The sequence below is a fragment of the Vibrio sp. TH_r3 genome (assembly GCF_033101115.1).
In the GTDB taxonomy this organism is placed as follows: Bacteria; Pseudomonadota; Gammaproteobacteria; order Enterobacterales; family Vibrionaceae; genus Vibrio.
Genome location: NZ_JAWMPW010000006.1, coordinates 49,895 through 74,023 on the forward strand (window position 1 = coordinate 49,895; position 24,129 = coordinate 74,023).

At 38.5% G+C, this 24,129-nt stretch carries 22 protein-coding genes; 11 read left to right on the top strand and 11 right to left on the bottom strand.

The genetic code is table 11. The features are described from left to right. Positions 1-57: 57 nt before the first annotated feature. The 6 genes from R3X26_RS07765 to R3X26_RS07790 all read right to left on the bottom strand — a co-directional run bounded on the left by R3X26_RS07765 (position 58) and on the right by R3X26_RS07790 (position 4,975). Entirely contained in the window at positions 58-1,161 is a 1,104-nt protein-coding gene (locus R3X26_RS07765) for a phosphoribosylaminoimidazolesuccinocarboxamide synthase (protein WP_317716654.1), read from the bottom strand. A gap of 138 nt (positions 1,162-1,299) precedes the next feature. Further along, positions 1,300-1,755, bottom strand: a complete 456-nt coding sequence (locus R3X26_RS07770; RefSeq protein ID WP_317716655.1) for a hypothetical protein — start codon at positions 1,753-1,755, stop codon at positions 1,300-1,302. Between the two features lie 451 nt (positions 1,756-2,206). Beyond that, positions 2,207-2,389 (bottom strand): hypothetical protein, encoded by a 183-nt coding sequence (locus tag R3X26_RS07775; protein WP_317716656.1) that lies wholly within the window; start codon positions 2,387-2,389, stop codon positions 2,207-2,209. A 118-nt stretch (positions 2,390-2,507) separates the two neighbouring features. Then, the gene (locus R3X26_RS07780; RefSeq protein WP_317716657.1) at positions 2,508-3,410 is read right to left on the bottom strand and encodes a hypothetical protein; all 903 of its coding nucleotides are present in this window, start codon (positions 3,408-3,410) and stop codon (positions 2,508-2,510) included. A gap of 45 nt (positions 3,411-3,455) precedes the next feature. Next, entirely contained in the window at positions 3,456-4,139 is a 684-nt protein-coding gene (locus R3X26_RS07785; RefSeq protein WP_317716658.1) for a DUF2786 domain-containing protein, read from the bottom strand. Between the two features lie 152 nt (positions 4,140-4,291). Further along, entirely contained in the window at positions 4,292-4,975 is a 684-nt protein-coding gene (locus R3X26_RS07790) for a DUF3334 family protein (RefSeq protein WP_317716660.1), read from the bottom strand. A gap of 200 nt (positions 4,976-5,175) precedes the next feature. Here R3X26_RS07790 and R3X26_RS07795 point away from each other — a divergent pair, with 200 nt between their 5' ends. Together R3X26_RS07795 and R3X26_RS07800 are read left to right on the top strand one after the other, a co-directional pair. After that, positions 5,176-8,292, top strand: a complete 3,117-nt coding sequence (locus R3X26_RS07795) for an FAD-binding and (Fe-S)-binding domain-containing protein (RefSeq protein WP_317716661.1) — start codon at positions 5,176-5,178, stop codon at positions 8,290-8,292. Positions 8,293-8,388: 96 nt separating this feature from the next. Then, complete coding sequence (locus R3X26_RS07800; RefSeq protein WP_317716662.1) at positions 8,389-8,850, top strand: isoprenylcysteine carboxylmethyltransferase family protein; 462 nt, start codon at positions 8,389-8,391, stop codon at positions 8,848-8,850. A gap of 200 nt (positions 8,851-9,050) precedes the next feature. Here the strand turns inward: R3X26_RS07800 and R3X26_RS07805 are convergent, their stop codons facing one another. Further along, positions 9,051-9,776, bottom strand: a complete 726-nt coding sequence (locus tag R3X26_RS07805; protein WP_317716663.1) for a DUF3581 domain-containing protein — start codon at positions 9,774-9,776, stop codon at positions 9,051-9,053. A gap of 135 nt (positions 9,777-9,911) precedes the next feature. Next, entirely contained in the window at positions 9,912-10,634 is a 723-nt protein-coding gene (gene mpaA / locus R3X26_RS07810) for a murein tripeptide amidase MpaA (RefSeq protein ID WP_317716824.1), read from the bottom strand. 191 nt (positions 10,635-10,825) lie between these two features. On the opposite strand from mpaA, the gene R3X26_RS07815 reads away from it, so the two are divergent. From R3X26_RS07815 to rplT, 5 genes are all read left to right on the top strand, one after another. Beyond that, positions 10,826-12,427: a peptide ABC transporter substrate-binding protein gene (locus R3X26_RS07815; protein ID WP_411572404.1), complete on the top strand. Its 1,602-nt coding sequence runs from the start codon at positions 10,826-10,828 to the stop codon at positions 12,425-12,427. Between the two features lie 207 nt (positions 12,428-12,634). Then, positions 12,635-14,563 carry a threonine--tRNA ligase gene (gene thrS, locus R3X26_RS07820; protein ID WP_317716666.1) on the top strand — a complete coding sequence of 643 codons (1,929 nt, stop codon included), beginning with the start codon at positions 12,635-12,637 and terminating at the stop codon, positions 14,561-14,563. Between the two features lie 30 nt (positions 14,564-14,593). Beyond that, a complete protein-coding gene (infC, locus tag R3X26_RS07825) occupies positions 14,594-15,118 on the top strand; it encodes a translation initiation factor IF-3 (protein WP_317716667.1) in 525 nt (174 codons plus the stop codon). A gap of 135 nt (positions 15,119-15,253) precedes the next feature. Further along, a complete protein-coding gene (rpmI, locus tag R3X26_RS07830; RefSeq protein ID WP_317716668.1) occupies positions 15,254-15,448 on the top strand; it encodes a 50S ribosomal protein L35 in 195 nt (64 codons plus the stop codon). Positions 15,449-15,485: 37 nt separating this feature from the next. Next, entirely contained in the window at positions 15,486-15,839 is a 354-nt protein-coding gene (rplT, locus tag R3X26_RS07835; protein ID WP_171754615.1) for a 50S ribosomal protein L20, read from the top strand. Positions 15,840-15,932: 93 nt separating this feature from the next. On the opposite strand, the gene R3X26_RS07840 is transcribed toward rplT, so the two are convergent. Beyond that, on the bottom strand, positions 15,933-16,361 hold the full coding sequence (locus R3X26_RS07840; protein WP_317716669.1) for a GNAT family N-acetyltransferase: 429 nt from the start codon (positions 16,359-16,361) through the stop codon (positions 15,933-15,935). Positions 16,362-16,620: 259 nt separating this feature from the next. Here R3X26_RS07840 and pheS point away from each other — a divergent pair, with 259 nt between their 5' ends. Further along, positions 16,621-17,604, top strand: a complete 984-nt coding sequence (pheS, locus tag R3X26_RS07845) for a phenylalanine--tRNA ligase subunit alpha (RefSeq protein WP_317716671.1) — start codon at positions 16,621-16,623, stop codon at positions 17,602-17,604. A gap of 18 nt (positions 17,605-17,622) precedes the next feature. Continuing rightward, positions 17,623-20,010: a phenylalanine--tRNA ligase subunit beta gene (pheT, locus tag R3X26_RS07850; RefSeq protein ID WP_317716672.1), complete on the top strand. Its 2,388-nt coding sequence runs from the start codon at positions 17,623-17,625 to the stop codon at positions 20,008-20,010. Between the two features lie 106 nt (positions 20,011-20,116). On the opposite strand, the gene glgC is transcribed toward pheT, so the two are convergent. Next, the gene (gene glgC, locus R3X26_RS07855; protein WP_317716674.1) at positions 20,117-21,370 is read right to left on the bottom strand and encodes a glucose-1-phosphate adenylyltransferase; all 1,254 of its coding nucleotides are present in this window, start codon (positions 21,368-21,370) and stop codon (positions 20,117-20,119) included. 635 nt (positions 21,371-22,005) lie between these two features. On the opposite strand from glgC, the gene ihfA reads away from it, so the two are divergent. Next, positions 22,006-22,302: an integration host factor subunit alpha gene (ihfA, locus tag R3X26_RS07860; RefSeq protein WP_195703195.1), complete on the top strand. Its 297-nt coding sequence runs from the start codon at positions 22,006-22,008 to the stop codon at positions 22,300-22,302. 39 nt (positions 22,303-22,341) lie between these two features. Here ihfA and R3X26_RS07865 read toward each other — a convergent pair whose 3' ends face one another. Beyond that, positions 22,342-23,112: a RelA/SpoT domain-containing protein gene (locus R3X26_RS07865; protein ID WP_317716675.1), complete on the bottom strand. Its 771-nt coding sequence runs from the start codon at positions 23,110-23,112 to the stop codon at positions 22,342-22,344. Positions 23,113-23,407: 295 nt separating this feature from the next. Here R3X26_RS07865 and R3X26_RS07870 point away from each other — a divergent pair, with 295 nt between their 5' ends. Then, positions 23,408-24,061, top strand: a complete 654-nt coding sequence (locus R3X26_RS07870; RefSeq protein ID WP_317716676.1) for a thiopurine S-methyltransferase — start codon at positions 23,408-23,410, stop codon at positions 24,059-24,061. The last annotated feature ends 68 nt before the right edge of the window (positions 24,062-24,129 follow it).

Consider the following 24,129-nt stretch of genomic DNA (forward strand, 5'->3'; position numbering starts at 1 on the left):
ATCGCTAGAGTATCCCTTGCCGACTGCATTTTAGTTTAAATGATTTGCATAAGAAGACTAAACAATCAAATCATATTCATTACGTAAAATATCGATAATCTCTTGTTTAGGGTTATTGCTAAGTTTTATTTTTTTATTGGTTATTTTTTCTGCAATCTCGATGTAGACTTGCGATACTTTCATTAATGCTTCCAGTGGTAATTCATTATTTTTTGCAAGCGCAGCTCTTTCTGGCATGCGTTCTTTGTTTAATAAAATGTCTGGTTCGGGAAAGTAATTAAGCAAGAACTGTCGGAATCCTTCTTTTGAATTTTCAACAATATTTCCTTTTTCATATTCGGATTTATCCCAAATCCGAGATGAGTCTGGGGTACCAACTTCATCCATATAAATCAGTTTTTCAATACCATTGCGATCAGTAACGTAACCAAATTCAAATTTTGTATCTACAAATATTTGGTCTACTTTATCAAGAGCGGAGCTAATGACATTGAAGCCTTGTTTAAGTAATTGTTCATAAAGTGCAATATCTTCAATATTAGAGAAATTGAATGCAGAAAAATTATCTTCAATATTTTTTCGTGAAATATTCACGTCATCTGCTTCTGGTACATCAGAAATACCTTTAAGAATCCCCTTAGTCGATGGGGTAATTAATAATTCATTTAAGGGTTTGTCTTTTTCTAAATCGTTTGGTAACTCAATACCGCAGAATTCACGTTCTCCTTTTTCATAAGAGCGCCACATAGAGCCGGTAATATATTGTCGGCAAATTGCTTCAATCATAACTGGTTTGGCTTTTTGAACGATCCAGACAAAAGGATGAGGAATATCTAGAATGTGACTATCTGCTAAGCCATTGTCTTTAAATAATTGAAACCAGTGATTAGAAATTGCATTTAATGCTGCCCCTTTTCCAGGAACACCTTTAAGGCCACCTTCACCTTGCCAAATACAGTCGAACGCTGAAATACGATCACTGATAACCATTATCGCAAGAGGAGCATCTGGAGAAACGTTATAGTTTTTTTGCTCGATTAAGCGTTTACTGTCTTCTTTTGTTAACCAGTAAACAGAACGAACTTTACCACTGTGAACGGGTGTATCGGTTCTAATTGGAAGATCATCATTTACAGCGAGAACTTGGTTAGCGAGACTCATCAAGATATTCCTTAAGTATATGCTTCAAAATATGGGCGCATAATACCAGAACTAGATTTGACTGCCACAGAAAAAGCAAACGATTGCGGTGAATTTAAGTACTAAAACATACTATTAACGCCGCAGTACAACTCAAATTTAGTGGCACAATTTGCTTTGCTCGGGATTTTGCCCTAAATAAAATACAGCACATCCTTTAATACTCGCTAAGGTGTTAATTCTGCTCCTAGAGTGATATTCAATTCCTGAACTTGCCACAATCGCACTAGCGGTACCTGCTTTTATGGCCTTAATTACGATCTCTTCTTCGCAAAATAGAGATGACGGTTTCATATGGATAATGGTATTACAATTAATGTCATGTTTGATCAATTCAGCATGAATAGGGCGAGGGCAGTTAGCAGTATATAGAATCCATTGTTTTCTATTAGACAAGCTCGCTAATGCAGAATAGATAGAATTAACTGAATTTTTCGCCTCTGTTGCTTGGTTAATATCAGCGAAATTATTCGAGTCTGTATTAGTGCCAACTTGGCTTTTCTCAAATTGGTTATTTTTAAATATATGACTTTCAAATGCATTGCTATCAAACATATTACTGTATCCCTGTACATACTGTATAAACAAACAGTAGTATAGTTTTCTTTGTTATGCAAGCATATTTTTGTCTAAATAATAACCTGATATGGTGATAATTTAGGTTAAGTGGTTTATTGGATACGCATTAAGGCAATGACTATTTACAATTAATGCAGGGTACATGTGTTTTATTAAGTGATTCTGCAATAGAAAAAGGTTAGCAATAACGTAACGGTGAAGAGTATATGCTAAGAGAACTAACAGGAGGACGGTTGCTTAAATACAGTGTGTAGTTTGTCGACTGGGTAATTTAACTGAGTTGAATTCTAAATAAGGCAATCTATCTTGGCATGACAATTTATAACTTCTGATTTTAAATATGGGCACTTTTCAAACGACATGTGGCGATAAAGCGTAACATTGGCAAGCTTAGGTTATTCAGAATTCAAATTATTTAGGTTAGTTATTAGTAACCTTCGGCTAACTTATTTCTTAAGGCTAGTTCATCTGTATTAAATAAATTCACATCGATTCTGGCTAAATCATTGCATTCTTCACAAGAGTGATGAAATTTACCATCTATGTACTCATGACGAGTGAGTAAACTGCGTTTATTACACCAATCACAGTTGCCTTCGATACTTGACATTACATTCTCTCCAATAGTTTTCTTTTGTTTGCTGCAATCGATTTATGCTATCGATTTACTATGGTGCTATTTTTGCGGTGAATTATGACATAAAACACAATTAAATGTTAAATTTTTGTTACTTTTTTGTTTGTTGTTTTAAATAGTGACTAATAGCCTTCACTGCTGCGTTTAATCGCTGCATCTCTTCATCACTACCACCTGCATCTGGATGATAAATTCGGCTGAGTTTTTTGTATCTTAGTTTGATTTCTTTTTCACTAGGGACGTAAGGCGCTCGATAGCCTAAGACTGCGCAAGCGATGGACAGGTTTTGTTCTTGCTTGCTTTTGTTTATATTATCCTGATTCTTTTTCAATCGTGAATGAGCAAGTGAAAGGTGTTTCTGTAACGTTTTAATTTTTTTATTTTGTTCTGCAATCTGCAAATTGAGACTAGTCGCTTTGCTATGTTTTTTATTTCGATAAAATCGCTTTACAAAAATATAAAGTAGGAGAAAAATAATTAGTAACGAGGTAATAAGGTAATTCGCGTTTAGGGTACTTGTTGTATCTATTGCGGGTAGAGTCGGCTGGGCTTCTAATTGGGCTAGATCATCATCTATTTGTTGGTCAAGGGTAGAGATAGAAGCGACTTGCTTTGCTCTTTTATTGTTAAATTGGGACTCCAATACGCGCGCGTACCCTTGTTCAGATTCCGTTAGTTGTCGCTCATTGCCGATTAAATACCAATTTTTAGCTAATGAAAGAGTACTGTATATTCCGTTACTGTCGGATTCAAATAACTTTCCCAGCTCGGATATTGCTTCATTATCGCCCTTTAGTGCAGCTTTCAGCAGCCAATAATGTGCTTGTTCATTAGCTTTATCTCCTTTCAATTGCTTAGCCAACTGAATTTGCGCTTTAGCATCTCCAGATTCTGCAAGAGTAACAAGTGCTTCATTGTTTATTGCTGCTACTGATAACGATATCGTGTTTAAGAAAAAACAAAGGCTGATTATGATTAATCGATAGTGTCTCATTTAATCTTTATAGCCTCATTGTTTTAGTTTAGACAGCGTATTCTATTATTTAAGCATTTTAGGTGCTTTGCCGCCGTCAACTGGACGGTTGACGGAAAGTTTTCTGCCTTTTTTGAGACCGACTTCGTAGTCTTTGGTAATATTTTTCATCGCATCTCTGAGTTGTTGCTTAAAGGTTTCACGATCGATATTCTTAAATTCACGATCAATGTAGTTATTGATCTTGCTGTTTGAGTCATCATCTGGGGCAATTTCAGGTAGTTTTTCTAGCGCACCTTCAACCCAGCCAGAAACAAAAGAATTGACACGTTTTGTTACTTCAGTGGTACTGGTTCCTGTTCCACTAAAGCTGTTTCTAAATTGGCCTGTATGTTCATTCATTTCACGATAAACAATGTCAAAAGCAAAAGCGGCGAAAATTGCGCGATCTGCCTCACCAATAAACTCTACTCTCTTTAATCCTTTATGATTGAGCAGTACTGCTTCTACACCAAATTTAGTGTTAATACCTCTAATTACCCGCAAAATGGTTGAATTTATACTCGCGGGTAAAAGATGAGAAGATTGAGTTTTGCCCATTTTGATAAATTCAATATCGTCTTTATCTAGACCATACTTAATCATCAATCTATGAGCCATTTTTATTGCTTGAGCCGCTTCATTTACATTGGCTGAGTTACCTAGTTCGAGGCATTTTGCAATTTTCTTTAGGGCTTTCTGCTTATCCATGAACCTACTTTTTAGACAGGGCTTAAATTTTGAAAGTCGGTCATTTTACCTAGTTTTACTTAAGAGATAAAGTACACTTAACGCTTACAAGTAGACAAATTTGTAAATCAACAGTTTTTAATTTCTCCACATAGGAATGACTTATTCGTGGGTTAAATACCCAGCTCATCCAATAAATCATTCGCTGTATCATTGTCCACATCTCGTGTAGATTTAGTTGGGCTAACTTGTCTAGTCTGTTCTTGTTCTAGTATAGCGTCGGGACATTGATTTTCTTCTATCTCAAACTCTTCCATTTGAATAAATTCAGTTTTATCCATCGCGAGTTCTAGATAAAAAATATTGTTAGCTGCGGTTGAAAAGCTAACTCTTCTTGCTTGTGGACGATCTAAGTCTGTATCTACAGAAATCTTTACTTGCTTATTGATTGCTAGCATTTTCGGTTGGTTTTGGGTGATATTAGTTTTTAATTCATTACGAATTTTATTGGTAAAATCTCCTACCAGTTGATTGGTGAGCTCTCCAAGAACATCGCCTACTTCATTTGAAGTGTGTAATATCGCAAGTTCTTCTTCTGGCATGCCCATATTTCTCATGTACTGAGTATAGATTTCTAATGCGGCTTGTGAGGTAAAGTTAATAATAACCAAGCCAGAAAAGCCGCCATCAAATAGAACAAAACAGCCAAAATCTGGACGCAGACAGGTCTTGTTGATTTTTTGTACCATTGCAGAGTACTGGATATTAGTATTAGTCGCAGTGCTTAACACGCTGGACACAGATTGACAGAGCTTGAGTAAAATATCTTCAGTTGTGACGACCTTGGTTTTTTTCATAGTTTTTATTCTCATAATGTTTTGCAATAGTGAGTATTGATTATGAGCAAAAAGATTGCTTAGGTCACTAGGAATAGTGTTTTGTTCAATAGTCATATGATGTAAAGTGACAAGAATCAAAATTTAACACTGTTAAAGCACACTGAGCTGTAGGAAACAGTGTATGTAGGAAACAGTGTAGTAAAGGACAGGAAGCACCAATGTCTAGCAATGTAGAAAAAATAAATAATATAAACGAATCGTCTAATAATCAGCCTTTCAATGCAAAACTAACAACGACGAAACTGCCTAGATTAGAGAATCAAAATAGTGTTGATCCTCTGGTTTTAAAGTATTTGCAATTGTTAGAATCGGAAGGTTTCGCTGGTGATATTGAATCCCAATATTCAAGTCGACTTGCGGTTGCCACTGATAACAGCGTCTATCAGCAACTTCCACAAGCGGTGGTACATCCTAGAACGACTGAAGATGTCAGCTTAATTACCAAATTGAGTAAGCATTCAGATTATGACCGTATTACTTTTTCGCCTAGAGGTGGAGGTACTGGAACCAATGGTCAGTCATTAACCAAAGGTATCGTCGTCGATCTTTCGCGTTATATGAACAAAGTTTTGGAGATAAACCCAGAAGAAGGTTGGGTGAGAGTTCAAACTGGTATTGTTAAAGATAGTTTGAATGATGCCGTGCGCCCTTATGGTTATTTTTTCTCGCCTGATTTGTCTACCAGTAATCGAGCTACTGTAGGTGGGATGATCAACACTGATGCATCTGGCCAAGGTTCATTGATGTACGGTAAAACGTCAGATCATGTTTTATCGTTGCAAGCGGTGTTTGCTGATGGGTCAATTTTTGAAACGGATCATTCTCGTGGTGAACCAGAGGTGGATGAATATGCTTACCAAGCTTATCAAGTAGCTGAAAAAGTGTGTCGGGAGAAAAGACAGCAAATTGTTGAAAAATTTCCACCTTTAAACCGATTCCTTACTGGTTATGATTTGAAAAATGCGTTGAATGACGACGATGAGTTCGACTTAACCCGCGTACTTTGTGGATCAGAAGGGTCATTAGCATTTATAACCGAAGCCAAGCTCAATCTAACACCTATTCCAAAAGTGAGAACTTTGGTTAATGTTAAATATGATAGCTTTGACTCTGCGTTAAGGACCGCTCCTTTTTTGGTTAAGGCGAACGCGTTATCAGTAGAAACGATTGATTCAAAAGTGTTGAATTTAGCTAGAGAAGATATTGTTTGGCATTCGGTGCGAGATTTGATTTTAGATGTGCCAGGCAAACAGATGTTGGGAATTAATATAGTTGAGTTTGCAGGGAATGATAGCCAAACGATTGCTCAACATGTTGATTCACTGGTTGAACAGTTAGAAGTCATGATGGCTAATCAAGAAAATGGTGTGATCGGCTATCAGGTTTGTGATGATTTAGCGAGTATTGGTCGAATTTATGGTATGCGTAAAAAGGCAGTAGGTTTACTAGGCGCAACCAAAGGAAGAGCAAAACCGGTCGCCTTTACTGAAGACACCTGTGTGCCTCCAGAGAATTTAGCTGATTTCATTGTTGAATTTCGTCAACTATTAGATAGTAAAGGTCTTTACTATGGAATGTTTGGGCATGTTGATACCGGCGTACTGCATGTACGTCCTGCATTAGATCTTTGTGACCCATTGCAAGAAAATTTGATGCAAGAAATTTCTGATCGTGTTGTCGCTCTTGTCGCCAAGTATGGTGGATTAATGTGGGGTGAACACGGTAAAGGGTATCGCTCTGAGTATGGTCCTGCTTTTTTTGGTGAGGAGTTATTCCAAGAGTTACGTCGCGTAAAAACTGCTTTTGACCCGATGAATAAGATGAACCCGGGCAAGATATGTACTCCATTAGAGAGTGCAGCAGAATTAGTCAAAGTGGCTGACACTAAACGTGCCTACTATGATAGGCAGATCAGCGTCCAAGTTCGTGATAGCTTTCAACAAGCTATGGAGTGCAATGGTAATGGCTTATGTTTTAATTACGACACTAGCTCACCAATGTGCCCATCTATGAAGGTTACCGCAGATAGACGACATTCACCCAAAGGGCGAGCAGGTTTAGTCCGTGAATGGCTTCGTCAGTTGACAGAGCAGGGAGTTGATATTCTCGATCTAGAAAACGATACATTGAGTAAGAGTCCTAGTATCAAAGTAATGATAGATCGAGTAAGGAATAGTTTGAATAAAAAACATGAGTATGATTTTTCTCATGAAGTTTATGAAGCGATGAATGGCTGTTTAGCTTGTAAAGCGTGTGGTACTCAGTGTCCGATAAAAGTCGACGTACCGAGCTTCCGTTCGCGTTTCTTAAATATCTATTATTCGCGTTATCAGCGTCCAGCAAAAGACTATTTGGTTGCTAATATTGAAACCATGCTGCCGTTAATGGCAAAAATACCAGTAGCAGTTAATGGTGTCCTGAGTCAAAAGTGGGTGCAAAATTTAACAGCGAAAACGGTTGGTTATATTGATGCTCCACTGCTTTCAAAACCCACCTTAAAGCAGTACCTTGCGAAAACTAGTGGTATCAAATTTGATATGCAACAGTTGCAGAAACTGTCGCTACAAGAACGTAATGATTATGTCCTTATTGTTCAAGACCCATTTACTTCGTTTTATGATGCTGATGTGGTTGCTGATTTTGTTTCATTGTTAGAAAGGTTAGGTAAAAAGCCAGTGTTATTACCATTTAAACCGAATGGAAAAGCACAACACATCAAAGGGTTTTTAAAACAATTTACTAATACAGCTAAAACCACATCGAGTTTTTTAAATGAGGTGTCCGAGCTTAACATTCCGATGGTTGGTGTCGACCCTGCACTTGTGCTGTGTTATCGAGATGAATATGTGGACATTTTAGGTGAGGACCGAGGCGAATTCCAAGTTCTAAATTCGCATGAGTATTTGCTTAATCAACTGGATAGTTTCCCTGTGGGTAAACCTTCTCAGCTTGAACCATGGCACCTTTTTGCTCATTGTACCGAAAAAACTAGAATGCCCAATGCAGAAAAAGAGTGGCAAACTATCTTTAAGTTTTTTGGGGGCGTGTTAGAAACAGTTTCAGTCGGTTGTTGTGGAATGGCGGGTACGTTTGGTCATGAACTGGATAAATTCGAAATGTCGAAGGATATTTATAATTTAAGTTGGCAGCCACAAATGCAGAATTTACCTAAAGAACGTTGCTTAGTGACCGGTTATTCTTGTCGTAGTCAAGTTAAGCGTTTAGAAGGTGAAAAGATGAAGCACCCGATTCAAGCTTTATTACTAATGGTTTAAGCTATTAATAGCTCATGATATGGATAGTTTAAGCTAGTGGTTACCTAGCGAATTGAGGTATCAACACTCAATTATACTTATACTATAGAGGAAAATATGCGTGCACTTGAATTAAAAGTACCACCAGTCGTTGTCTTTTTATTGTGCCTTTTCGTTATGTATTGGATCAATACTATTTCAACTGCTTGGCACGTTTATTTACCTATGCCTTATATTGTGGGCGCTGTTTGTTTTTGTGCTTCTGGTTATTTTGGTTTAAGTGGGATAATGGAGTTTAGTAAGGCGAAAACTTCGGTGCATCCAGTTAATATTAATAAAACAACCACGGTAGTGAATAGTGGAGTATATAAAATAAGCCGAAACCCAATGTATTTCGGCTTATTATTACTATTATTTGCTTTTGCTTATGTGCAACAAAACATGCTGAGTTTTTTGGTCTGTGCAGCATTTGTATTGTATATGAACAGGTTTCAAATCCGCGTAGAAGAAAAACATTTACAGCAAAAATTTGGTGCTGACTATCTCGATTATAAGCAAAAAGTACGACGTTGGATTTGAGTGATAGAGTTTTCCCTCAATAGCAACAAACAGTTTTAGTTAATAGTGACTTCAATGGACAAAGATAAGATTTGTTATAACAAAGAAGAGCCAGCATATTTGCTAGCTCTTCTTTGTCTATAAGACTGAGTGCTATTGTTAAACTAACCGTGCCTATCTCTTATTTCTACAAACTGATTGCAATATAATGGCTTGCAATATTACGCGGCGATAGGATTTTGAGACAAGAACGTATCTTTGCAGGTATAGAAGTGAGTGACTAAATCATCCACTGCTGTTTTGTCATATGGGCGCAATCCACTGGTCACTAAACGTTTTACTCCTTTACCAACTATGACGCCATCTTCTTTAAACACAAAGTTAAGCGTAACCACACCGCGCTTGCCTTCAACCTCAAAATTGGTTTCTGATAGTTCAACGTCAGGATGATGAAGATCAAACCTATCAAATTCCACTTCCATGCTTTCATAAATAACCAACGGACGCTGGCAATTAATCATTACATTTTTTTGTTCCATGAGAGGAACTAAGATGTGTGGAAAGTTCATACCAGAAAACTTAACGTAGCTTTTTATTACATGTTCGATTAATTCTGAATCGTGACTGATTTTGCCTTGTCGATTCATATGCAAGTATTGCTTGCCTTTTTCATCTACCAGAGCGCTCTCATTTTCGCATTCATGTTCTAATTTCAGAGCAATACCATCATTTACCATACCAGAAAAATCGAAGCGCATCTTTTGGCTAATACCTTCTTCGGTCAATAAAACAGCAAAAAGGAGGTCACCGGGAACACAAAAACGCTTATTATCTTCGTCGTGAATTGGATTAAAATCGCCGGCAATCTTTTTAGCAAAGTGGCTAGCTTGACGACGAGTAAATTGGAATTGGTTATCGGTTACTGAAACATAAGGAGATAGAAACATAATTCTCTGCTAGTGGCTAAAAACGCCACAATTATATACAATTTTTCAATGAAGATGGTCTAATCAGTCAATTTCATAAAAAAAACAACAAAATTATAATTTTAAGTTAATAAAATCAGTTGGTTAAATTAAAATTTATTTTTTGGTTAACGATGAGTAATGGCTGGTTAGTAACCTTATCATTGGATTTATATAGGTTTCACTAGCCGAATCGGCTGAAATTGCAGGCAATTCAACTGTTACGCATGGGGTTCGATTTTCTTGGCACCATGTCCCAAAAGATCCAGGTGTTTCGTAGCCGACATCTTTAACCACAGGCAATGAGAATTGTTTCGACAACCATAATGCCAAGCGACTGAAGTTCGGATCATCTACGCAAGCAAGTGGTTCGTGAAAGCTGACTGTAAATTTGGGTTTGAGTTGATTTATTAACTCTATAAGTGACTGAGTTTCCGGCTCTATTTTGTTTGAACTTGCCGTCTTGATCACTACGTCTCTACTGCTAGCCGAGCTATTCCAGCGATACACAGTATCTTGATGGAGTTGATTTTGGGTTGGAAAATTGCGATTTAAATCGACGCAATTGGCATTAGACCGTATTCCCATCTGATTTCCGTCCGGATTAATAGATAAAATGACATTATGCTGCAGTTGATTTGGTTCTATACTGCGCAGCGCACAAGATAATGTGGATATAGATGCAGTTTCATCGCCGTGAGTTCCTGCAAAGATCAATCCAGCGTTGTCCGAGTTAATTTGTGCCGGGAAATATAATAGAGGAGCACCATAAACAGAGCGACCATATTGTATCGGTTTAATAAGGAATGAGGCTCTATGATGGCGAGGTCTTAGATTCAACATAATTTATCCTAAATATGTCAGGCTTAGCCTAAAAGTATCGATCACAAACTGATATATTTACTTTTGGCAAATTGTTGTAATTATATAAACAAATATTACTGTACTTGCCTATCGATTTTAATTGGTCGCTCATGTCTAAGTGTATCAATATTTAAGGAAAATTCATGAAAATAAAAAATAAAATATCTATGTCAGTAGTCGCAGGTGCGATTTTTTGTCTTTTAAATAATGCCTACGCTGCTAACGTACCCGATGGCGTTGTACTCGCAGATACACAAACTATAGTAAGAGCGAATGATGCCGAAGCGGCAACCTTGGATCCACTTAAAGCAGAAGGGATGCCCGAGATTCATATTTTACGTGATCTCTTTGAAGGCTTAGTTATTCAAGACCAAAACGGTCAAGTGATTCCTGGGGTAGCAGACCATTGGGAAAATAACAACAACCAAACTTATACTTTTCATCTTAGAAAAGACGCACTTTGGTCTAATGGTGACCCTGTCACTGCGGAGGATTTTCTGTTTAGTTTACACCGAGTAGTTGATCCTAGCTTTGCTTCTCCTAATGCGTGGTATATCAAGTTAACCGAAATCAAAAATGCAAAAGCAATTATTGAAGGGAAAATGCCAATAGATTCATTAGGCGTAAAAGTATTAGATCCTTATACGATTGAATTTGAATTAGAAAAGCCAGTTCCTTATTTTATTGCTATGACGGCACATACGGCGATGATGCCGTTGCATCGTAAAAGTGTATTAGAACATGGCGAAACTTGGGCAAGACCAGAAACGATGATTTCTAATGGTGCATTTACCTTAGAAGAGTGGGTAATCAACGAACGAATTGAATTAGAGCGAAATGATGCTTATTGGGATAGTAAAAATACGGTAGTTAATCATGTTACGTATATACCATTTGAAAATCAAAACTCTGCGCTCAATCGTTATAAGGCAGGTGGCATCGATATGACGTCTGATGTTCCTGCTCAAATGGCAACCATGCTGAAAGAGCAATATCCAGATGACTACCGTGTAACGCCGTTGTTATGTACTTATTATTATGCTTTTAATACCGAACACGCGCCATTTAATGATCCTAATGTACGCAAAGCTGCCGCTTATTCGATTAAACGAGATGTTATTACCAAAGGAATAACCAATGTTGGTAACCTTCCTGCATATACTTTTGCCCATAAAGATGTAGCTGGGTTTACCGCGACGATACCAGAATATGGTTTATGGACACAAAGCCAACGTGAGGAAGAAGCGGTACGATTGGCTCAAGCATCTGGGTTTGATAAAAATAGGCCTATCGAAGGAACGTTACTTTACAATACCAGTGAAAGTCATAAGACAATTGCCGTTGCTATTGCCTCTATGCTTAATAAAAATCTCGGCGCAGATATTACGCTCGAGAATCAGGAATGGAAATCATACTTAAGTGCCAGAAAATCCGGTGATTTTGATATTTTAAGAGCTTCATGGTGTGGTGATTATAATGAAGCTTCTACATTCTTGAGTTTGTTTACATCAGATAACGAAAGAAACTATGCGTTTTATAAAAATCCTGTTTATGACCAAGCGATCGCACAAGCCCAGTCGGCAACCGATGAAGTAGAAAGAAATAAATATTATGACCAAGCAGAGACGATTCTTGCAGAAGACATGCCGATAGCGCCAATCTATTTTTATATGCAAGCAAGACTAGTCAGACCAACTATTGGCGGCTTTCCGATGCATAATGCAGAAGGGCGAATCTATTCTAAAGATCTTTATGTTATGAAAAAATAACCGTGAGTAAAAAGCAGAGTAAGGTCTGATATGACGATAAATCAGAATTATTCTGCTTTCTCCCTATGCAAAGTGTTATTAAGCGAGTAAAATCCGTCGCTTGGTGAATATCCGGTATACGTATTACTGAGAGATATTTAGCAACGTTACCCAACTTTAAATAATCATGTGTTGCTTGGTACGCAACACCACTGTGAAGGAAATCTCATGCCTATAATCACTCTACCTGATGGTAGCCAACGTCAGTTTGATAACCCTGTTTCTACTATGGATGTCGCCGCTTCAATTGGTCCTGGTCTTGCTAAAGCAACGATCGCAGGTCGTATTGATGGTCATCGTGTTGATGCCTGCGACCTTATTGAGACCGATGCAAGTCTTGAAATCATAACGGCAAAAGATGAGCAAGATGGTTTAGAAATTGTACGTCATTCATGTGCACACCTTCTGGGGCATGCGATTAAGCAGCTATTTCCAGACGCAAAAATGGCCATCGGTCCAACCATCGATAATGGTTTCTATTATGATATTGATCTAGAGCATTCGCTAACTCAAGAAGACCTTGATGCTTTAGAAAAGCGCATGAAAGAACTCGCGAAAACCAAATACCAAGTGGTGAAACAGAAGGTAAGTTGGCAAGAAGCGCGCGATGCTTTCGAAGCACGTGGTGAAGCATATAAGATTGAAATCTTGGATGAAAATGTTGCAAGAGACGACCGTCCAGGACTTTATCATCATGAAGAATATGTTGATATGTGTCGTGGTCCACATGTGCCGCATATGGGATTTTGCCAGCATTTCACATTATTAAATGTTGCAGGGGCTTATTGGCGTGGTAATAGCGACAATAAAATGCTGCAACGTATTTATGGTACTGCTTTTCATGATAAGAAAGCGCTCAAAGCGCATCTTACTCGTTTAGAAGAAGCAGCAAAACGAGATCACCGTAAAATTGGTAAGCATTTGGATCTATTCCACATGCAACAAGAAGCGCCAGGTATGGTATTTTGGCACCACAATGGTTGGTCTATTTTCCGTAATCTTGAAGCGTTTATACGTGCCAAATTAGATGAATATAATTATCAAGAAGTAAAAGGTCCATTGATGATGGATCGTGTTCTGTGGGAACGTTCAGGCCACTGGGATAAATACGCAGATGCAATGTTTACAACTAGTTCTGAAAACCGCGAATATGCGATTAAACCAATGAACTGCCCAGGACATGTGCAGATTTTCAATCAAGGTCTTAAATCGTACCGCGATTTGCCTTTGCGTATGGCTGAATTTGGTTCTTGTCATCGAAATGAGCCGTCAGGTGCGTTGCATGGTATAATGCGCGTTCGTGGCTTCACACAAGATGATGCTCATATCTTCTGTACTGAAGAACAGATTCAAGATGAAGTAACCGAATGTATTAAAATGGTATATGATGTATACAAAACGTTCGGCTTTGAAAATATAGAAGTCAAGCTTTCAACTCGTCCAGAGCAACGTGTAGGTAGTGATGAAATTTGGGATCGCAGTGAACAAGCATTAAAAGAATCTTTAGATAATCTGGATATTAAATTTGATGTCCAAGAAGGTGAAGGTGCATTTTATGGACCTAAAATTGAATTTACTTTACATGATTGTTTAGATCGAGCATGGCAATGTGGTACAGTACAACTCGATTTCAACCTTCCAGGTCGATTAGGAGCAACTTACGTTGGTGAAAACAACGAAAGATTGGTTCCTGTAATGATTCACCGTGCAATATTGGGTTCTTTAGAACGATTTATTGGTATTCTTATTGAAGAGTATGCAGGATTTTTCCCAACGTGGTTAGCTCCTGAACAAGCTGTAATTATGAATATTACCGATAAACAAGCTGATTATGTCCAAGAAGTAGCAAATAAATTGCAAAAATCGGGAATTAGAGCAAAAGTAGACTTGAGAAATGAGAAGATAGGCTTTAAAATCCGCGAACACACTTTAAAGCGTGTACCGTATTTGCTTGTTTGTGGTGACCAAGAAATGGAAGCTGGTGAAATCGCAGTACGAACTCGTAAAGGTAAAGACCTTGGTAAAATTAAAGTTGAAGACTTTATAAGCAATCTTCAAGTTGAGGTTTCTACCCGTAAGCTTAATCTGGAGGAATAAACTATTAAAGGCGGAAGACGTGGCCAGCAAGTGGCCAAACCAAACCTGCACCGTTTAAACGGTGAAATTCGTGGCGTACGTGAAGTACGTTTGACTGGCGCAGATGGTGAGCCAGTAGGTATCGTAAGTCTTGCTGAAGCAATTACAGCAGCAGAAGAATCTGGAATGGATCTGGTAGAGATCAGTCCGAACGCCGAACCACCAGTCTGTCGAGTGATGGACTATGGTAAGTTCCTCTTCGAGAAGAGCAAAGCTGCTAAAGAGCAGAAGAAGAAGCAAAAGCAGATCCAGATTAAGGAAATAAAATTCCGACCTGGGACTGATATTGGAGACTATCAGGTAAAACTACGCAACCTGACGCGTTTCCTAGAAGAAGGCAACAAAGTGAAGGTAACAATTCGCTTCCGTGGCCGAGAAATGGCACACCAAGAGATTGGTGTCGATGTTCTTAAGCGTTTAAGAACCGATACAGAAGAATTAGCTGTTGTCGAATCTTTCCCAACGCGTATAGAAGGTCGTCAAATGATCATGGTGTTAGCCCCTAAAAAGAAGTAATTAACGGCCTACAAGTAATCTAGTCTCGCAGCGACTATCGTTGCGGGATTTTATTCGCCCTAATTACTATGTTTATTAACGATGTTTATTAACGATTAAGTTAATTTAAACCTAACAATGCGGAGTTCTTCATCCATGCCAAAGATGAAAACCAACAGAGGTGCAGCTAAGCGTTTCAAGAAAACAGCTGGTGGCATCAAGTTTAAGCACGCGACAAAACGTCATATCCTGACTAAGCGTACTACTAAGAATAAGCGTCAACTACGTCCTAACGCAATCCTTCCTAAATGTGAAGTGGCTGGTGTTATGCGTATGATGCCATACGCTTAAATCTTTTTAGTTTAATTAATAGTTTAGGAGAGACATAATGCCTCGCGTAAAACGTGGTGTACAAGCTCGTGCATCTCATAAGAAAGTTCTAAAGCAAGCTAAAGGTTACTACGGAGCACGTTCACGTGTTTATCGTGTAGCTTTCCAAGCAGTTACTAAAGCTGGTCAATATGCATACCGTGACCGTCGCAATAAAAAGCGTCAGTTCCGTCAACTATGGATCGCACGTATTAACGCTGCTTCTCGTCAAAATGGTCTATCTTACAGCCGTTTCATTAACGGTCTAAAGAAAGCATCTATCGAGATCGATCGTAAGATCCTTGCTGACATCGCAGTATTCGACAAAGCTGCTTTTGCAGTTTTAGTAGAAAAAGCGAAAGCTGCTCTTTAATTAGAACAGTGAATCAGACTTGAAAAAAGAGACCTTAATTGGTCTCTTTTTTTGTTCTATGGTTTTTATTTATATATTCAATCGGAATTCTGGTTATCCGGCTAACAACTGCTTTTGCATTGAAATATGTTCGATATTTGCTTCGGTATATTGTTCACCAAAACAACTAAAACCTAATTGAGCATAAAAAGATTCTGCATGTAACTGAGCACCTAAATAGAGCCTTGGGTAATGGTTTTCAACAGCATATCGTTCTAATGCACTAATAACTTGTTTGCCATAACCTAGTCCTCTATGACTACTCAGTACGGCGACTCGTCCAATGTGCCCATCATCTAATAATCTGCCTGTTGCGACAGGGGTTTCACTATCATAAATAAGAGCATGGGTAGCGAACGAATCAAGTCCGTCGAAATCAAGCGTCGAGTCTACCTTTTGCTCTAAGGTAAAGACAGAATGTCTAATATGACGGATCAGAGGTTCATATTCCGCAACGAATTTTATACAGATAGCGTTATTCATGGTGAGTCTTGTTTATTAGTTATTGTGCAATCCTATCAAAACAGCTCAAGGACGGCCAAAATTTATTAAAATTCAAAATTAATTTAGTTTTAAGCGTCGAATAAGGTAGATTCAATTTGGCTTTAACTCGTTGTTTGATTACTATGTGTAGTTATTCAGTTATATACATTGGGCGTGTTGATTTTTCAAAGTAGTAATCTACTTCGAAAGAACAAAACGCCTTTATTATGGACACTACCGAAAGGTAGATGAGGAAAAAATGCAACATCTACAAGAGATCATTGCTAACGCAACGTCAGCTATTAATAGTGCTGAATCGTTAGTCGCGCTTGACGAAGTGCGCGTTCAATTTCTAGGAAAAAAAGGGGAGCTGACCAGTCAACTCCAAAGCCTAGGTAAACTCCCTCCAGAAGAGCGACGTACCGCTGGACAAGAAATCAATAAAGCCAAAGGTGTTGTTCAACAATCGATTGCCGCACGTAAAGATGCGCTGCAACGTGCAGAACTAGAAGCAAAATTAGCTGCAGAAACGATTGATGTAACTTTACCTGGACGCCGTATCGCTAATGGTGGGGTTCATCCTGTTACTCGTACTATTGAGCGAATTGAAAGCTTTTTTGGTGAATTAGGTTTTACAGTTGAATCTGGTCCTGAAGTTGAAGATGATTTTCATAATTTTGATGCGCTAAATATTGCTGATGATCATCCAGCTCGTACCGATCATGATACGTTTTTCTTTAATCCTAAGTTGATGCTTCGTACTCATACGTCAGGTGTACAAATTCGTACGATGGAAGAGCGTCAGCCTCCATTGCGCTTTATTGCACCTGGCCGTGTATATCGTAACGATTACGACCAAACGCATACGCCAATGTTCCATCAAGTAGAAGGTATGCTTGTAGACGAAAATGTTAACTTTGCTCAACTTAAAGGGATTCTAAATGACTTCCTTTGTAATTTCTTTGAAGAAGATTTAGAAGTTCGCTTCCGTCCTTCTTACTTTCCTTTCACAGAGCCTTCAGCTGAAGTTGACGTCAAAGGTAAAAATGGCAAATGGTTAGAAATTCTAGGCTGCGGTATGGTGCATCCCAATGTACTTCGTAGTGTTGGAATAGACCCAGAAAAATATTCAGGCTTTGCCTTTGGTATGGGAGTAGAACGTTTAACGATGCTACGTTATGGCGTAAATGATCTTCGTGCGTTCTTCGAGAACGACCTTCGTTTCCTTAAACAGTTCAAGTAATTCAGAGGCAGTCGAACAATGAAATTCAGTGAATCTTGGCTACGTGAGTGGGTAAACCCTGCTGTAACAACTGACGAGCTAACACATCAAATTACTATGGCTGGTTTGGAAGTTGATGACGTTCTACCAGTCGCCGGAACCTTTTCTGGTGTTAAAGTGGGTAAAGTTGTTGAATGTGGACAACACCCCGATGCAGATAAACTTCGTGTAACAAAAATTGATATTGGTGAAGATGATCTTCTTGATATCGTGTGTGGTGCGCCTAATTGCCGTGAAGGTATAACAGTTGCCGTTGCAACCGTTGGTGCGGTGCTGCCGGGTGATTTTAAAATAAAGAAAGCAAAACTTCGTGGTCAACCATCGCATGGCATGCTGTGTTCGTTTTCGGAACTTGGTATTGATGTTGAATCTGATGGAATAATGGAATTATCAACCGATGCTGAAATTGGTAAAGACTTCCGTGAATTTTTAGATCTGGAAGATGTAACCATAGATGTTGACTTAACTGCTAATCGTGCCGATTGTTTTAGTATTCGTGGTTTAGCAAGAGAAGTCGGAGTGTTGAACCGAGCAGAAGTTGAATCGCCAACTTTTGACGTAGTCAACCCATCAATTGATGATACTGTTTCTATTGATGTTAAAGCAGAAGATGCTTGTCCGCGTTACCTTAGTCGAGTTATTAAAGGTGTAAATGTACAGACAGAAACACCTATTTGGATGCAAGAGAAATTGCGTCGCTGTGGTATTCGTTCAATTGATCCTGTTGTTGATATCACTAACTATGTTTTGCTGGAACAAGGCCAACCAATGCATGCTTTTGATTTGAGTAAAATCGAAGGTGGTATTGTCGTTCGTTTGGCAGAGCAAGGTGAAAAATTAACTTTATTAGATGGTAATGAAGCGGAATTAAATAGTGATACGCTGCTTATTTGTGACCATGAGAAGCCGTTAGCAATTGGCGGTATTTTTGGTGGCGAAGGTTCTGGTGTTACAACCGAAACTAAAGATATTTTATTGGAGTGTGCCTTTTTCTCACCGGATGCTATCCGTGGCCGTGCTCGTAGCTATGGTCTGCATACGGATGCTTCGATGCGTTATGAGCGAGGAGTTGATTATACTCGTCAAACTGAATGCATGGAACGTGCAACACAATTGTTGATTGATATTTGCGGTGGTCAAGCTGGGCCGATTGCAGGTTTTGAATCTGATCAGCATCTTCCTACCGCTAACACGGTTTCACTTCGCCGCTCCAAGTTAGATTCGCTTCTTGGGCATGAAATTCCTTCTAGCGATGTAGTGGAAATATTATCTCGTTTAGGTTGTGAAGTAACCGAAGTGGCAGAAGGATGGACAGCAATATCACCGGCTTGGCGTTTTGATATCGCTATTGAACAAGATTTGATTGAAGAAGTTGGTCGTATTTATGGCTATGACAATATTCCAAATCAAGCTCCAATCGCTGGACTAAGCATGAACCTGCACAAAGAGGTAAATCAACCTCTTAAGCGTGTTCGTGACCTTTTGGTTGACCGTGGTTACCACGAAGCTATTACCTATAGTTTTGTTGAACCAGAGCAACAAAAATTAGTTGTTCCAGGAGTTGAGCCATTAATTCTGCCATTTCCAATATCAGCAGATATGTCAGCAATGCGTCTTGGCTTAATTCAAGGCTTATTAAATACTGTTGTGCATAACCAAAAGCGACAGCAACCTCGTGTTCGTTTATTTGAATCCGGTTTAAGATTTATCCCAGACGAAACAGCAGAAAACGGAATACGTCAAGAGTCGATGCTTGCTGGCGTGTTAGCTGGAAGTCGGAGTGAAGAACATTGGGACATAGAGAATACAACCGTCGACTTTTATGATTTGAAAGGCGATTTAGAAGCGATTCTTGAATTGACAGCTAATGAGAAAGCGTACAGTTTTGCTGCAATAAAGCATCCGGCACTTCATCCAGGACAAGCAGCAGCGATTATTGTCGATGGTAAGGAAGTCGGTGTTATTGGTACGGTTCATCCTGAGTTAGAGCGCGCATTTGGCTTAAATGGTCGCACGGTTGTATTTGAGGTTGAATGGTCGGCGATTAATACTCGTGTTTTACCTGAAGCGGTGGCAGTATCTAAATTCCCTGCTAATCGTCGTGATATCGCATTAGTGGTTAGTGATGAAATATCTTCAGGAGAGGTAGTCAATGCTTGTGTTCAAGCTGGTGGCGAATTCTTGACAGAAGCTAAATTGTTTGATGTGTATGTAGGCAAAGGGGTAGAGGATGGCAAAAAAAGCTTAGCGATTGCCTTAACTCTTCAATCTACTCAACGTACGTTGGAAGATGCGGATATTGCTGGTTCAGTTGACGCTATAGTAACATCTGTTGCAAAACAGTTTGGTGCTGCACTGCGCGATTGATATTGCTATTACATAGCATTAAAAAAGGGCTCTTAGGAGCCCTTTTTATATTATACGTATTATCGTTTATTCGTCTGCAAGCAGAGAGTGGATACTGCTACAGAAATTAATCAAACATATCTGAAGTTACTAAGATTACGCCTGTTTCTGATATGGTGTATTTTTCTGCATCTTCAGTTGGATTTTCTCCAATGATTGTTCCGTCTGGAATTTTACAGTCTTCACCTACAATAACTTTGGTTAATCTACAGTTTCTGCCTATTTCAGAGTTTGGTAAAAGAATACTGTCTTTTAGCTTAGAATAACTATGCACACGCACATTCGCTGAAACCATGCAATGTTCTAAGTAAGCACCTGAAATGATGGTACCAGCAGACAGCACTGAATCGACTGCATAGCCACGTCGTCCATCATCATTAAAGACAAATTTAGCGCCCGGTCTTTGTGATTGATTGGTAATAATAGGCCAATTATGCGAATAAAGATCTAATTCTGGGTCAGGCGAGAGCAAATCCATAGTCGCAGCAAAGTATTCATCAAGATTACCTACATCGCGCCAGTATGCGGTTTTACCAGGATGTCCTTCTTGAGTAAATACATAACCACAAACTTTCGCTCTACCAAGTAAACCAGGAATAATGTTATGTCCAAAATCGTGATTATATTTCGGATCTTCTAAAGATTTGACTAGCTCCTCTTCCAAGAGATCGGCATTAAAAATATAAATCCCCATCGATACAAGAGACTGAGTTGGGTCATTAGGGTCTGCCGGTGGATTTTCTGGTTTCTCTACGAAAGTAGTGATTTCACCCGAAGCATCTAAGCCCATTACTCCGAAAGATGAGGCTTCTTCTATTGGTTTATGGATACATGCGACTGTAACCGCAGCATCATTTTCGACATGAAAATTAAGCATACGAGAATAGTCCATTTTATAGATATGATCACCTCCAAGGATAAGTACTCGTTTAGCATTTTGGCGTTTGATGAGATCAAGGTTCTGATACACTGCATCTGCTGTTCCGCGGTACCAGTCGCTACCAGTTCGTTGTTGTGCAGGAACAATACGTACACCTTCACCCATTGCAGGAGACAGAATTTGCCAACCATCTTGTAGATGATCAATTAAATCTTGCGCCATATATTGTGTTAATACACCCACTTTTCTTACGCCGGAATTAATACAGTTTGAGAGAGTAAAGTCGATAATTCTAAATTTGCCACCAAAGGAAATAGCCGGTTTAGCGTTGTGGCTAGTTAATTGTTTTAATCGTGTTCCTTTTCCACCAGCTAAGATAAGTGCACTTGTTTCACGCACAAGTTGGTTGGTATCAGCGTGTGAATAATTATTACTTGCCATATAGATAAAGCCTTATTGGTAATGTGTAAAAATTGGCGATGCTGTTTATTATTAAAGGGGGGCAACATCGTCATAACTAAAATACTATTATTATCAACGTTTCAATGTCGATTAGGTCACTGATTTGTTAAGATGTGAGTTGAGTTGTCAATCTTTTGATATCCGTCACTAAATATTAGAAGTAAGTTGTCATTAGCAGTTGAACATGTCTTTATGACCTATTGTTACAGTTTACCTGTTGTGCGTTATATATTGTTTTTCTATATTATAGTTAAGCTAGATGTGAATCTGTTCAATATAATTTGTTGCAAGATCATGAAATTATTGAAAAAATACAATAGTTTTACATCGATCGATATTGTCGGATTATTAGGCTGGTAATTTTAATATTAACGATATATATAGTTAATTATTTCATATTGGTTAGTGTTTTTCACTGGGAGAGATCCTGTGTCTTAGTGAAAAAAATGCCTTTATCTTGACGTTTAGTCAATAAATGAAATAAAAAAATTAGCCAAAATCATAAGGTTGGCTTACACTTCTGTTGATGTCACCGATTTAGTTCGGTAAAGCACTATCCAATTTGGTGTTACTTTATTGTAGCAATATTTAATACAGCTTTGAGGGAAGTTTTTATGGCGCTCACAAAGGCCGATTTGGCTGAGAACCTGTTTGAAAAACTTGGATATAGTAAGCGAGATGCCAAGGAAACGGTAGAAGTGTTTTTTGAAGAAATTCGTAAAGCACTCGAAAATGGTGAACAGGTCAAGCTCTCTGGATTTGGAAATTTTGATTTACGAGAAAAAAGTGAAAGACCTGGTCGAAATCCAAAAACTGGCGAAGACATACCAATTTCCGCTCGACGGGTTGTTACATTCCGTCCTGGGCAAAAATTGAAAGCTCGAGTTGAAAATATCAAAATCGAGAAATAGCCTTTTATGAAAGACCACATTTAAGTGGTCTTTTTTATTTTAAGCTGCTTTTATTTTCGTTGTAATATACGGTTGCCATGCATTATGGTACAAGTTAATAGATTGTTGGCGTAATTGCTTTATTTTCGCCTGTTCTAGTTGAGTTAAAGCACGATTGCTTGCGGCAGCATTGCGCTCTATATGCTGAATATTTTCATACAGCTCATGTTCTGGCCCATTTTTAACGTGTGCGATTTCAGCAAGATGTATTTGCACTTCTGCGATGATCTTCGTTTTGGGTAATTGTACGAGTACATTCAAATCACGGTAGCCGGACGGCGTCGGATTTTTAAAGCGATTTTTCACACTGACAATCTTGGTTTGATTTTCAAGTAATTCAAATGTTGTGACTAAACCTTCTATATCGTTGGTAACTATTGTTCCTCTGGCTACATCAGTGATCTTACTTACATCATTAGATAAATCTGTTTTTATCTTAGTTTGAGCTCTTTGCTGTGATTTTATTCCGGAGAAAAGTGCTTGTGAGTGAGTTTGTAGAGCAACACTTTTACAGATAGTTTCCAGTTCGTACTGAGCTTGATGGGCTTTTGAATAAAGTGTATTGAAATCCGAATAAGGCTGGGATGTTGAAAGACGGAAAGAATTAATACCGTACAGCCCACTTAAACTGTGTTTAAACAGTTTGGTGTTCGCTTGGTTCTGGGTTTGGCTTGATTGAGATTGTGTATCGTTTATCGGTTCAACAGAGGCAAAAGCAGGCGCCCGGCTAAATACCAGTAAGGTTAGAATAGTACGTAACAGTACGTTCATTAAAGCTCCTTGAATTGACGACGTCTAGTAAAATGTGAATTCTAAAGGTCAAACGTATCATTCAATCAATTGCGCATTAAGTAACTGAACATTCTCTATATTTAGATGAATGTCATCCGTTATTCTTTTCATCCTGTTTACTATCTTAGGGCACTTTGCCCATTTTCAATTGTTCTTTGCATAAATTTACAATCAATGAGAGATAAATCACATATACAATTTGATTGGTTTACTTGCTTTCTGCACATGATTTAGAGACAGTATTGCGACTTGTTGTTATTGATATTTGGATGTTATGAGAGATAAAGAGTTTTGGCATAGTAAATGGGCATCAAATCAAATAGGCTTTCATTTAGACGATGTAAACCCACTATTGATTAAATTTTGGGACAAAGTTAGACCTAACGCTAGTGATAAAGTATTAGTGCCACTTTGTGGTAAAAGTGAAGATCTTATTTGGCTTGCACAAAGACATCAGTCAGTACAGGGAGTCGAAATCAGTGATATTGCCGTTCGTTCTTTTTTCTCTGAGCATTTTTATACCCCAATGGTTGTAAAGTTAGATGCATCTCATGAACTGTATCAGTTTGATGAATTATCTATTTATGTAGGCGACTTCTTTACAGCTCCAATAGAGAATGTCGACATTGTGTACGATCGTGCGGCATTAGTTGCTCTACCTGAGGATATGCGAGAAGAGTACGTTAATCGATTGAAAACGGTGCTTAACCAAGGTGGTAGAATATTATTAGTAACTTTAGACTATGTGCAAACAGAAATGTCTGGTCCTCCATTTAGTGTTGCGGACGCTGAGTTAAGAAGATTATTTACTGAATACAAGCTCACGTTACTTAATAGAGATGACGCTGATGATCAGCATCCTAAAATAACGAAAAGTGGTTTGAGTCGATTTGCTGAATTGGTGTGGTTAATTGAAGATGATGCTTAGGGTTCAGAGCCCAGTATTGAAAAATATGACATGAAGATTAAGCATTTATAGAAAAGCAGTGGTAACAA